Source organism: Streptomyces sp. CLV115 (genome assembly GCF_038448545.1).
Classification (GTDB): domain Bacteria; phylum Actinomycetota; class Actinomycetes; order Streptomycetales; family Streptomycetaceae; genus Streptomyces; species Streptomyces sanglieri.
Map to the genome: position 1 here is coordinate 1 of NZ_JBCEWQ010000199.1, position 14,335 is coordinate 14,335.

Below are 14,335 nucleotides of genomic sequence, written 5' to 3' on the forward strand. Positions count from 1 at the left end.
CCCCGGCCCCGGGCGTACCCGCCCCGGCCGCCTCCGACCCCGGCGGTATCTCCGCCGCACCCGGACCGCGCGACGACCGCCACGACATCGCGATCATCGGCATCTCCGGGACCTACCCCGGCGCCGGCACCCTCGACGACCTCTGGTCCGTGCTCGGCGAAGGCCGCCACGAGTTCCGCGAAGTACCGCGCGAACGCTGGGACCACGACGCGGTCTACAGCCGCGACCGCAGCGTGCTCGGCAAGAGCTCCATTCGTACCGGAACCTTCCTCCGCGACATCGAGATGTTCGATCCCCGCTACTTCCGTATCTCCAAGCGCGACGCGGAGAACATGTCGCCCGAGGTCCGCCTGTTCCTGCAGACGGGTGTCGAGGCGCTCGAAGACGCCGGCTATTCGCGCGAGACGATCCAGCGGCAGTACGACGGAGACGTCGGCGTACTGGCCGGCTCCATGAGCAACCACTACGGCCTGTACGGATTCCAGAACAGTCTGACGCGCGGTTCCCCGGCGAGCGGCAGTTACACGGCGACGCTGCCCAACATGCTCTCGTACTTCTACGGATTCACCGGCCCCTCGATGTTCGTGGACACGATGTGCTCCGGGTCCTCGACCTGTGTGCACCAGGCCGTGCAGATGCTCCGGGCCGGCGAATGCCGGATGGCGGTCGCGGGCGGAGTGAATCTGCTGCTGCACCCGTACAACCTCATCAGCTCGTCACAGGAGCACTTCACGACGGCGACCTCCGAGGTCATCCGGAGCTTCGGTCTGGGCGCGGACGGGACCATACTCGGGGAGGGCGTCGGCGCCCTCGTTCTCAAGCCGCTCGTCGAGGCCGAGCGCGACGGCGACCATGTGTACGCCGTCATCAAGGGAACGGCCCTCGCCAACGCGGGGGTGCGCAACGGATTCACCGTCCCCAGCCCCCGCATGCAGGCCCGGGCGATCGAGAAGGCGATCGACGACGCCGGAGTCGATCCACGGACCATCAGCTACGTGGAAGCGCACGGCTCCGGGACGTCACTGGGCGACCCCATCGAAGTGAAGGCGCTGACCACGGCCTTTCAGAAGTACACGAAGGACACCGAGTTCTGTGCGATCGGCTCCGTCAAGTCGAACATGGGACACCTGCTGCACGCCGCCGGAATGATCGGCATCGCCAAGGTCGTCCTCCAGTTCCAGAAGGGGAAGCTGGCCCCCTCGCTGCACAGCTCGGTGACCAATCCGGACATCGACTTCTCCCGTACACCGTTCCGTCTGCAGCGGGAACTCGACGCGTGGGAACCCGCGGTGACAACCGTGGAGGGACGCAGGATCACACACCCCCGACGGGCGGGGATCACTTCGATCGGCGCGGGAGGGATGAACTCGCACATCATCCTTGAGGAGCACCCGCGGCCCGACCGCGATCCGCACGGCGCACAGGACGGGCGCGAGGTGCTCCTCGTGTTCTCCGCGATGAACGACTCGGCCCTGGAGGAATATCTCACCCGCTTCCGTGCATACCTGGCCGCCGGCACGGAGCCGGACCTCGCGGCCATCGCGTTCACACTGCGCGTCGGCAAGAACGAACTCCCGCACCGCTGGGCGTTCCTCGCGAGGACCACCGGGGAGGCCGTCGCCGCCGTCGACCGCTATCTGGCGGGAGACCGGGAGCTCGGTGCTGCGCTCGCGAGCGGCGGCCCGCGGACCGAGGGGCTGCGGCAGCTCGCCACCACCTGGGTGGGCGGCAGGAGCGTCGACTGGCGCGACGCCGACCGAGGAACACACGCCCCCCGACGGGTCTCGCTCCCCGCGTACCCCTTCGAGCGCGTGCGCTGCTGGGTCACGCCGGAGGAGGGCGCGCCGTCCGTGATCGCGCCGCTCGCCCTGCGCGACAAGCTCCATCCGTTCCTCGGCAGGAACGAGTCGGACGCCGACGGACTGCGGTACGTGCTCGATGTGCACCTGGACGATCTCCTCGACTACGGATGCACCACGGGAGAGCGGCAGGACAGGAAGCGTGGCGTGGTCCCGACCTTCGCCATCGACCTGGCGCTCGCCGCGACCAAGGTCTCCGGATTCGCCGACGGGTCCGTCGTGCGACGGCTGCGCCTCCTGGGCCCGGTCGACTGGGCGACTGCCGCCCGCCTGGTGACGGTCTTCGAGACCCGCGACGGGAAACAGGCATCCGGACTCGTGTTCACACAGGACGAGGCGGGGGCCCGGATGCCCGTAGCGGCGTTCGACGTGCCGGCGGGTGAGGAGGACCGTACGCCGCCCTCCGGCCGCCCCCGCGCGGACCGCTTCGCAGGAATCTCCGCCGCCGTGCTCGCGCCCGACCGGGCGAAGCCGCAGTCCCCGGCGGAATTCCTCGCGGAACTCGCGGACGGCGGAATCGGATACCCGCCGCAACTCAGCGGCACGGAAGGGGTGTTCCGCCTGCCGGACGGGCGACTGGTGCTCAAGGTCGGCACCCCCGAACTCCAGCGGGACCATGTGAAGCCGCGCGTCACCCTCGCTCCGCATGTCCTCGCCGCCGTCGCGCAGGGCCTCCAGGCCGAAGCGAAGCGACAGGGCTCACCGCACTGGGCACGGACAGTACCCCACCGGATCGACGAGATCCGGCTCCTCGCCGACGGGGGCGGCGGGGGCGTCCCGGTCGCGTACGTCGTCTTCGACGTGACCGCCGTCGGAGAAGGACTCGGCGGGTCCGTCGGCCTGCTGGACCGGAACGGCCAGGTGGTCGGTGTGCTCCACGACCTGTGGTGCGGCGATGACGAAGGACCGCGAGGGGACCGGGACGTGAGCGAACGGGTGGTGGACGGAGCCGGAACTGCGGACCGGGAGGCACCGGGGGAGGACGGCGACGACGTCATCTCCTTCGCGGTGGACGAGCTGCGGGAGATGGCGGGCGGCATTCTCAAGTTCGATGCGGGTGAACTCGACGCCCGTACCGGCTTCGACGCCTTCGGCTTCGACTCGATCTCGCTCATCACCCTGTCGCAGCAGGTACGCGAGCGGTTCGGTATCGATCTGACCCCGGCGGTCTTCTTCGACCGCAATACGTTCGGCTCACTGGGCAGGCACCTCTTCACGGAGCATGAAGTCCCGCTGCGCGCGGCCTACCGGAGCTCGCTCCCCCCGGACCCCGTCGGGGAGCCCGCCCCGGGCCCCGGGAACGGGTCCGGTGGCGAGACGACCGGAACGGCCGGAGCCACGACCGGAACGGCTGAGGAGGCGACCGGGGCCCCTGACGCCGGGCCGGCCGTCCCGCAGTGCCCGGCACCGGCGGACCCGCCCCTTCCGGTGGCTGTCATCGGAGCCGCGGGCCGGTTCCCCGGCTCACCCGATCTGGACGCGTACTGGGCGAACCTGGCCGCGGGGACCGACAGCGTCACGGCCTTCCCCCTCGACCGCTACGACGCGCACTATGCGCGGATCGCACAGGCGGCAGAGTTTCCCCACCACGCGGCCGTCCTCGACGACGTCGACGCGTTCGACGCCGCCTTCTTCCGCATCCTGCCGCGTGAGGCCGAGCTGATGGACCCCCAGCACCGGCTGGCGCTGCAGACGGTCTGGAACGCGGTGGAGCACAGCGGCTACGCACCCTCGGGCCTGCCGGCGAACACCGGACTGTTCCTCGGTGTCTCCGGGACCGACTACGCGACCCTGCTCGCCGCCCACGGCACCGCGCCGGACGCCTTCACCTCCACCGGCAACGCCCACTCCATGCTCGCCAACCGCATTTCGTACGTACTCGACATCCACGGCCCGAGCCAGCCCGTCGACACGGCCTGCTCCAGCTCGCTCGTCGCTGTCCACCGAGCCGTCGAGGCCATCCGCTCCGGGGCGTGCGACGCCGCGATAGCGGGTGGGGTGAACCTCCTGCTCAGCGTCGACACGTTCGTCAGCGCCGGGCGGGCCGGCATGCTGAGCCCGGACGGACGGTGCAGGACCTTCGCGAGCGGGGCGAACGGCTATGTACGTGGCGAGGGCGTCGGCGCCGTCGTGCTGAAGCCCCTCCCCGACGCGGAGCGCGACGGGGACGCGATCCTCGCCGTGATCGTCGGGACCGCGGAGAACCACGGCGGGCGGGCCAACTCCCTCACGGCGCCCAACGGCACTGCCCAGACCGACCTCGTGGTGCGGGCGATGGAAGGCATCGACCCCCGCACGATCGGCTATGTGGAGGCCCACGGCACCGGCACGGCCCTGGGCGACCCCGTCGAGGTGCGCGCACTCCAGGCTGCGTTCCGGCAGCTCGGCGGCGACACCACCGCGACCTGCGGGATCGGCTCCGTGAAGACCAACATCGGTCATCTGGAAGCCGCCGCGGGCATCGCCGGGCTGCTCAAAGTGGTCCTCGCGATGGAACACGGCACCCTTCCGCGGAGCCTGCACTGCGACCGGATCAACCCCTACATCCAGCTCGACGGCAGCCCGTTCCGCATCGTGCGCGCCAATGAACCGTGGGAGCGGCCCCGCGACCGTGACGGTGGCCTCGCCCCACGACGGGCGGGGGTCAGCAGCTTCGGATTCGGCGGCGCCAACTGCCACGTAGTCATGGAGGAGTACACCGGGCGGACGGCGGACACGAGTCCGGCGCAGGACACGGACGGCCCCGGGAGCCGGGTCGCCGTCCCCCTTTCCGCCCGTACGGAGCAGCAGCTCCGTGAGCGGGCGCGGAACCTGCTCGCCTACCTGGAGGGCCCGACCGGTCCCGCTCCGCTCCGTTCGATCGGCTGGACGCTCCAGACCGGGCGTGAGGCCATGGCCGAACGGATCGGCTGGGTCGTCTCCTCCCACCGGGAACTCGCCGAGAAATTACGGCAGTTCATCAGCGGGCAGCAGGGTGGACGGGTGAGCGGGGCACAGCACGGCGACCGGCCGGCGCAGGACGGCCTCGCCGACGCCGTCGCGCGCTGGAGCGCCGGGGAGGAGGTCGACTGGCGGCGGCTGTACGAGGCCGCCGGCCCGGCCCTGCCCGGGCGCGCGCACCTGCCCGCGTACCCGTTCGCACGCGACAGGTACTGGCTCCCCGACCGCGCGGAGAGGGCCAACAGCGGTGCTGGACGAGGCTCTTCGGCCGGCACGACACTGTTCGTACCCCGCTGGACGCCGAAGCCCGCGTCGCGGGACCTGGCCGACAGGGCCGCGTACACACGTCATGCCGTGATCCTCTGCGGAGCGCCGGCGGCGCTGCGGGACAGTGTGGAGCGCCGTCTGCCGGGGGTGCGCTGCCACGCCGTCACGACCGCCAAACGGCGCCCGGAGACCCGCTTCACCGACCTCTCGCGCCAGGTCTTCGAGATCGTCCGGGGGATCGCCGGGCAGGCGCACGACGGCGCCACCCTTGTGCAGGTCGTGACACCGGCGGACGGCGACGAGGCCGCAGGACCCGCGCTCGCGGGATTCCTGCGCACGACGGCGCTCGAAAGTCCGCACATCACCGGGCAGATTCTCGCTCTCGACGGTGAGCGCGACGCGGACGCCGTCGCGGCGATCGTCCTGGAGAACGCCGGGCACACGGACGACACACTCGTTCTGCACCGGGGCGCGGAACGCCGGGTGCGCAGCTGGGTGCCCTCGGCGGCCGAGGGCACGGGCACGCCCTGGCGCTCGGGAGGCGTCTACCTGATCACCGGAGGCGCCGGTGGCATCGGCGCCGTCGTCGCCCGCCGGATCGCACGGGACGCCGTACGCCCGACGCTCGTCCTCGTCGGACGCTCGGCACCGGACGCCCGGATCGGTCAGCTGCTCGCCGAGCTGCGGGAAGCCGGTGCGGTGGCCCGGTACGCCGTCGCGGACGTCTCCCGCTGGGAGGAGGTCCGCCATCTCGTCGCGCGAGTCGGCGAGGAGACAGGCACGATCCACGGAATCGTGCACGCCGCGGGCGTGATCCACGACGCGTACCTCACGAACAAGACGACGGAGCAGTGGGACAAGGTCCTCGCCCCGAAGGTCGACGGAGTGGCGCACCTGGACCGGGCCACGGCGCACATGCCCATCGAGTCCTTCCTCGTCTTCTCGTCCGGCACGGCGGTCACCGGAAATCCCGGCCAGTGCGACTACGCCGCGGCCAACGGCCATCTCGGCGAGTACGCCGCCCGCCGCAACGCGCGCGTCGCGGCCGCCGAACGGTCGGGGCATACGGTCGCGATCGCCTGGCCGCTCTGGAAGGACGGCGGAATGGCGGTCGACGACGCGACCCGCGCGTACCTCCGGCGCAGCCGCGGTCTTGTGCCGATGGAGTCGGACGCCGGACTCGAAGCCCTCCTGAGCGCCTGGCGGTTGGGCCGGGCCGGCGAGGACCAGATCTGGGTGCACCACGGCGAGCCGGTCGAGCCCGCTCCCGTCCCCCCGCCCGCCGCCGCACCCGCAGCGCAGACGGCTGCCGGGAGGCCGGACCGGGAGACGCTCCGGTCGCTCGTGGAGCTCTTCGCCCGGGTCACCGGGCTCCCCGTCCACGACATCGACGCCGACCGGCCGCTCGACGACCTGGGCCTCGACTCGGTCATGGTCGTACAGCTCAACAGGGAGCTGTCCTCGATGTACGGGGAGGTCCCGACGACGCTCTTCTACGAATTCCCCACACTGCGCGCCATCGCCGGCAAGCTCGCCGGAGCACCCACCCCGCCGTCCCCCGGTGCGCGGACCGACGGCCCGTCCGTCCCGCTGCGGATACCGGCGGCGCGGCACACACCCGCGACAGCCACCGCGTCCGGCCCGCCCGAGCCGGACGGCGCCATCGCGATCATCGGGATGAGCGGGCGCTATCCGCAGGCCGAGAACACCGACGAGTTCTGGGCGAACCTCAGGGCGGGCCGCGACTGCATCACGGAGATTCCCCCCGGCCGCTGGCCGTTGGACGGCTTCTACGAGCCGGATCGTGACACAGCCGTCGCCACCGGACGCAGCTACAGCAAGTGGGGCGGATTCCTGCGGGACTTCGAGGCGTTCGATCCGCACTTCTTCCGGATCGCACCGCGTGACGCCTACGCCATGGACCCGCAGGAGCGCCTCTTCCTCCAGGCATCCTGGGAAGTGATCGAAGACGCGGGATACACCCGCGAGGAACTGGCCCGACGCCATCAGCGGCGCGTGGGTGTCTTCGCCGGTGTGACCAAGTCCGGCCACGCACGGCACGGCGCGGCCCGGCTGCCGTCCGGTGAAACGGTCGTGCCCTCGCTCTCCTTCGCCTCGCTCAGCGCCCGTACCTCGTACGTCCTGGACCTCCACGGCCCGAGCCTGACCATCGACACGATGTGCTCCTCCTCGCTCACGGCGATCCACGAAGCCTGCGAGCACCTGCGCCGGGGCTCCTGCGAGCTGGCCATCGCCGGTGGGGTGAACCTGTATCTGCATCCGTCCGACTACGTCGAGCTGTGCCGTTCCACCATGCTGTCCTCGCAGGCCCGGGTGCGGAGCTTCGGCAGCGGCGGTGACGGGTTCGTGCCCGGCGAGGGTGTGGGCGCCGTGCTGCTGAAGCCCCTCACGCGCGCTCTCGCCGACGGCGACCAGGTCCTCGCAGTGGTGCGCGGGACAAGCATCAACCACGGCGGGCGGTCCCACGGCTATACGGTGCCGAGCCCGACCGCCCAGGCGGAACTGATCCGCGACGCGCTGACCCGGGCCGGGGTTCCGGCGCGGGCGGTGAGCTACGTCGAGGCGCACGGCACCGGCACGGAGCTGGGCGACCCGATCGAGGTGAAGGGTCTCTCGCTCGCCTTCGAGGAGTCCACGGACGAGAAGCAGTTCTGCGCGATCGGCTCCGTGAAGTCGATGATCGGACATCTGGAAGCCGCCGCGGGGATCGCGGGGGTGACCAAGGCCGTACTCCAGCTCCGGCACCGCACGCTCGTACCGAGCCTGCACGCCCAGGAGCCGAACCCGGGCATCAGGTTCGAGGAGACGCCGTTCTTCGTCCAGCGGACACTCGCACCGTGGGAGTCGCGGACGCCACGGATCGCGGCGGTCTCCTCCTTCGGGGCAGGCGGCTCGAACGCCCACGTGATCCTTGAGGAGTACGTGGCGGACCCCGCCCCGGACCGGCCGGCGTCCGGCGGGGGCGAGCAGCTCGTCGTTCTCTCCGCGCGGACACCGGAGCGGCTGCGGCACTGCGCCGCGCGCCTGGTGGCGTTCCTCGAACGCCGGGAGACCGAGCGGGCGGCCGTCGGACTGGCGGATCTCGCCTTCACCCTGCAGGTCGGGCGTGAGGCGATGCGGGAGCGCCTGGCGGTGACCGCCGCCTCACTGCCCGAACTCCTGCGGGTACTGCGCGGGTACGCGGAGAACGGGGACGGAGCGGGGACACCCGGCCTCCACCGGGGCAGCGCCGGACAGGCCCCGGGCGTCGTCGCCGAGATCTCGGCCGACGACGACCTCAGGGAACTCCTGGTCGAACGGTGGGTGCGCAAGGGGAAGCACGACAAGCTGGCCGCGCTCTGGGCCGGCGGAGCGGAGCTGGACTGGCTGCGGCTGCACGGGGCCGCGTCGCCCCGCCGGATATCCCTGCCGACGTATCCGTTCGCACGGGACCGGTACTGGGTCGGGGACCTGGCACCGGTCCGGGAGGCGGCGGCCGCCGCGACCCCGGCGACCGCCGCACCGCGGTCAGGGAAGGCCGGGCCGCAGTCCGACGAAACCGCACCGCGGTCGGGGAGGGCCGGGGCGCACACGACGCCCGACGCAGCACCGGACGCCGCACCCGGTGTCACACGTGACGAATGGGTCGCCGGCACCGTGCGCGCGACGATCGCGCAGGTGCTGGTCATGGCGCCGGACGAGGTCGACGGCGGGCTCGCGTTCGCCGACTACGGACTCGACTCCATCCTCGCGGTCCGCCTTGTCCATCTGCTGAACGAGGCCCTCGGGCTCGACCTGTCGACCGGCGTCGTCTTCGACCACAGCTCCGCCGACCGTCTCGCCGCGCATCTGCTCGCCGAGTACGCCGATCTCGGCCCGGCCGTCCCGCCGCCGGCCGCCACCGGTGAAGCGCGTCCACGGACCGGGCCCGGCTCCCGCCCCGCCGGACGCCCCGCCGCCGACGCGCCGATCGCCATTGTCGGGATGAGCGGCCGATTCCCCGGATCCGACAGCCTGGACGACCTCTGGACGCACCTCGCGAACGGCGACGATCTCATCACGGAGGCGACCCGCTGGAAACTCGCGGACACCGGCGCCGACGGCTCCGCGCGCTGCACCCAGGGGGGATTCCTCCACGGGATCGACCGGTTCGACCCGATGTTCTTCGGCATCTCGGGCGTCGAGGCAGCCGCGATGGACCCCCAGCAGCGGCTGCTTCTCGAAGAGGCGTGGAAGGCACTGGAGGACGCCGGGTACGCCGGCCGGCATCTGGGTGAGACCCGCTGCGGCGTGTACGTGGGCTGCTACAAGGGCGACTACCAGGAGGTCCTCGGGGACGACGCGCCCGCCCAGGCGTTCTGGGGGAACATGGCGTCGCTCATCCCGGCCCGCGTCTCCTACTTCCTCGATCTGAAGGGCCCCGCGCTGGCGGTCGACACCTCGTGCTCCAGCTCACTCGTCGCGATCGACCTGGCGTGCCGGGGGCTCCGGTCGGGCGAGACGGAGATGGCGCTGGCGGGCGGTGTCTTCGTCCAGTCGACGCCGCGCCTCTACGAGCTGGCCGACGGCGCCGGAATGCTCTCCGCGACGGGCCGCTGCCACACCTTCGACCACCGTGCCGACGGGTTCGTACCGGGCGAGGGCGTCGGTGTCCTGGTGCTCAAGCGGCTCGACGACGCCATCGCCGACGGGGACCACATCCACGGCGTGGTCCGCGCCACCGGCAGCAACCACGACGGTGCGACCAATGGAATCACGGCGCCCAGCTCCGTCTCGCAGGAGCGTCTGCTGTGCGACATCTACGAGTCCTCCGGCATCGACGTCGAGTCCATCGGGCTCGTGGAGGCGCACGGCACCGGCACCCCGCTCGGCGATCCCATCGAATTCTCGGCGCTCAGCCGCGCGTTCCGGGCCGGCACGGAGAAGTCCGGCTACTGCGCGCTGGGTTCGGTCAAGACGAACCTCGGACACACCCAGTTCGCCGCAGGGGTCGCGGGGGTGTTCAAGGTCCTCCTCTCGATGAGGCACCAGCAGATTCCGGCCTCGCTCCACTTCGAGAAGCCGAACCCCGCCGTCGGCCTCGAAGGCAGCCCCTTCTACGTGAGTACGCGCAGCCACCGCTGGGAGCCCCCGGCCGACGGCGGACCGCGCCGCGGCGCGGTCAGCTCCTTCGGCGCGAGCGGCACCAACGCGCATCTCGTCATCGAGGAAGCGCCTCCCGCCGCCCGGGCCCGCGCCCGTACGCCACGTCCCGCGTATCTCGTGGTCCTCTCCGCGCACTCACGTGAACAGCTGGTTCAGCAACTGGACCGGCTCGCGGAGCACTGCCGCCGCGAGGAACTCCCCGACCTGGGCGACCTCGCCCACACGCTCGCCGTCGGCCGGGACTGGTTCGTCCACCGGTTCGCCTGCGTGGCGGCGGACCGCACGGAGCTGCTGCGGATCCTCGGCGAAGGGCTGGACGGGCCAGGGGCGTTCACCGGCCGGGCGGTGCCGGCGCGCAAGGGCTCCGCGGGTGCCGGTGCGCAGAAGAGCCACGGCGAGGAATGTCTGCGCCGCTGCGCACACCCGACGGGTTCCGAAGCGGATGCCGTTCCGTACCGCGCGGACCTCACCGCCCTCGCCAGGTACTTCGCACAGGGCGTCGACCTCGACTACGGGTCAGCGTTCGCAGCGGGGGCCCATCGCCGGATCCCGCTGCCGACCTACCCGTTCGCCGGGGAGAGCCACTGGGCCGGAACCCCGCCCCTGTCGCCTCCGCCCGTCACCACCCCCGGCCGGCCCCTCCCGCACCATCCGCTGATCCAGCGGTCGTCGACGGTGGCGGACCTCCCCGGCGCGCTGCGGGCCTCGACGCTCTTCAACGGCGACGAAGCCGTCCTCCGCGACCACACGGTGCGCGGGCAGCGCGTCCTCCCGGGCGCCGCCCACCTCGAAATGGCACGGGAGGCGGCGGCGCGTGCATGGGGCACAGTGGCGACAACACCCCTGCTGATACGCGACATGACCTGGGTACGGCCGCTCGCCCTCGACGACGAGCCACTGGGCGTCGATGTCCTGGTGAAGCCGGCGGAAGGCGAAGAACTCACCTTCGAGATCGCCTCGAACACCGCTCGGGATGCCGGTCCGGTCGTGTTCTCCACCGGGCGCGTGGCTCTCTTGGGCACGGCCCGCCCCGACCGCGTCGACCTCGCGTCGCTCCGCGCGGTGTGCGGGACAGCCGTGTCCGCGGAACGCGTCCGTACGGCACTCGCGGCGATGGGCATCGTCCACGGGCCGTCGCTCCGCGCCGTCCGCGAGGCACACGTCGGCTCCGGCACCGTGCTGGCACGGCTCGACCTGCCGGCCGGTACGGACCCCGCCGGCACCGGGTACGTACTGCCCCCGGCGCTGCTGGACTCGGCCATCCAGTCCTCGATCGCGCTGCAACTCGCCGACGGCGGGGCCGCCGTGGAGACCGTCGTGCCGTTCGCGCTCGACAGGTTCGAACTCTTCGCACCCTGCACGGCCTCGATGTGGGCTGTCGTCCGTGTCGCGGACAGCGCCCGGACGGCGACCGCGCTGAGCCGGCTCGACGTGGACCTCGTCGACGGCGACGGGGAGGTCTGCGTCCGGATGACCGGCTACACCTCGCGCCGGCTCAAGGAACCGGCCCCCTCATTGTTCGCACCGGTCTGGGAACCCGTGTCCGGGCACGCCTGCGGCACCCGCGTCCTGCCGCCCGCGGAACACGTCCTCGTGGTGGGAGGAACCACCGGGCAGCGGGCCGGGCTCGCCCGCCAGTACCCGAGGGCCACGATGTGGGACCTCGCACCGAGCGCGTCGACGGACGAGATCACGTCCCGGCTCCGGGATCTGGCGCCGGTCGGCCACCTCGTCTGGATCGCGCCCGGTGCGGCGCCGGAGGACCGGGGCGCGCTGCCGGCGGACGACACCGCCGGCTTCACCGCGGCTCAGGAGGACGGCGTCATCGCGGCCTTCCGCATGATCAAGGCCCTCGTCCGCACAGGACACGACGCACGTCCGCTCGCCGTGACGCTGGTGACGCGCAGCGCCCTGCCCACGTACGACACCGAGCCGACGGCACCTGCCCACGCCGGGCTGCACGGCCTCTTCGGATCGCTCGGGCAGGAGTACACGAACTGGTCGGTACGCCGCACGGACCTCGACACCGCCGACCCGGCCGAGGAACTGCCGGCACTCCCGGACCGCGCGGAGAGCGACACCCTGGTACGCCGCGCCGGCCAGTGGCTGGTCCGGCGCTGGGTGCCGGTCGAGCCCGGCATCCAGCGCCGCGACGCGTACCGGGAAGGCGGTGTCTATGTCGTGATAGGAGGCGCGGGCGGGCTCGGCACCGTATGGACCCGGCATGTCGTCCAGCGCCACGGCGCCCATGTGATCTGGATCGGGCGACGCCCGCAGGACGCGTCGATCGAGGCGAAGCTGAGCACCTGCACCGGGCGCGGCAGCGTGCGCTACCTCTCCGCCGACGCCTCCGATCCCGCGTCGCTGCGCACCGCGTACGAGGAGATCGGGCGGCACCACCCGCGGATCCACGGCGTCATCCAGGCGGCGCTGGACCTGAGGGACCAGAGCCTGGCGCGCATGGACGAAGCGACGCTGCGCGCCGGCCTCGTCGCGAAGGCCGATGTCAGCGTGGCCATGGCAGAAGTCTTCGCCGACGAGCCCCTGGACTTCGTCCTCTTCTTCTCGTCCGTCCAGTCGTTCACGACCGCGGCGGGCCAGAGCAACTACGCGGCCGGATGCACCTTCAGCGACGCCTACGCCCAATTCCTCGCCCGGCACCGGGAGTACCCGGTGAAGGTGATGAACTGGGGGTGGTGGGGGAGCACCGGCAGCGCCTCGACCGAACTCCACCGGGAACACATGGGCCGCTGGGGCCTCCTCTCGATCGAGCCGCCCGAGGCGATGGAGGCACTCGACACGCTGCTGCGCGGTCCGCAGCATCAGCTGAGCTTCATCAAGTTGCGCAAGACCGACGCCATCGCGGGGATCGACCCGGCGACCCGGCTCACGGTCCACAAGAGGGCGCGGTCCCGCATCACGCCCGCCGCCGTCGTGGCGGCGACCGCGGCGCCGTCCGAATGGGAGGCGATGCGCGCGATCGCCGAGTGGCGCAGGAGCGAACGCGATCCGCTCCTCGCGCGCATGGTCCGCGGACACCTGGAAGCACTCGGCGGCCTGCGCGACCCCGGTACTGCGCCGGCTCGCGGCGACGTAGCCGCGCTGCGCGGGCGGGCCGGAATCCTGGAGCGGTACGACACCTGGCTCGACCACGCGCTCCGTATCGTGCCGCCGTCGGCCCCGCCGCTGGACGTCCTCGGCCGGGAATGGGACCGGCGCCGCGCACAGTGGTCGGCGGATCCGGACAAGGCGGCAGAACTCGCCCTGCTCGATGCCGCACTCGGTGCGCTGCCGGACATCCTCACCGGCCGGACCAGGCCCACCGACATCCTGTTCCCGCGCGGTTCCGTCGCACTCGTCGAAGGCACATACCGCAACAACCGCGTGGCCGACATGTACAACCGCGCCATGACGGACACCGCCGCCGCCATCGTCGCGGAGCGGCTGCGTCTGGATCCCGCCGCCCGCCTGCGCATCCTGGAGATCGGCGCCGGTACGGGAGGCACCAGCACCGGGATGTTCGCCGCGCTGCGCCCGTTCCGGGACCACATCGAGACGTACGCGTACACCGATCTCTCGAAGGCGTTCCTGAACCATGCCAGGACCGAGTACGGACCGGACGTCCCGTATCTCTCCTACGCCCGCTTCGACGCGGAACAGCCGCTGGCCGGGCAGGGAGTGGAGAGCGGGAGCTACGACCTGGTCATCGCCGCGAACGTACTGCACGCGACGCGCGACACCCGGAACACCATCCGCAACGCGAAGGCGGCGCTGCGCGACGGGGGATGGCTCCTGCTGAACGAACTGGCGGCGTTCGATGTCTCCAGCCATCTCACGTTCGGACTGCTGGAGGGCTGGTGGCTCTTCGAGGACCACGCGCTGCGCGTACCCGGTTCCCCCGCGCTGTCGCCCGCGAACTGGCGGGAGGTGCTGGTGAGCGAGGGCTTCTCCGCCGTTGTCTCCGTGCTGCCCGAGACACTTGAGCTCGGGCAGCAGATCGTCGCCGCCGAGAGCGACGGGATCGCCCGGCAGACAGTGGCCCCGCCGGCGCGGCGGGAGACCTCTGCGCCGCGAGCGCTCCCGGAGCCCCCTGCGCAGGTCACCGTATCCCCGCAGCCCCGCCC

At 71.8% G+C, this 14,335-nt stretch carries 1 protein-coding gene; it reads left to right on the forward strand.

Features of this window, described 5'->3' with window-relative positions; translation table 11 throughout:
• The coding region (locus AADR41_RS37675; RefSeq protein ID WP_342286618.1) for an SDR family NAD(P)-dependent oxidoreductase at positions 1-14,335 on the forward strand (14,335 nt) is incomplete at both ends.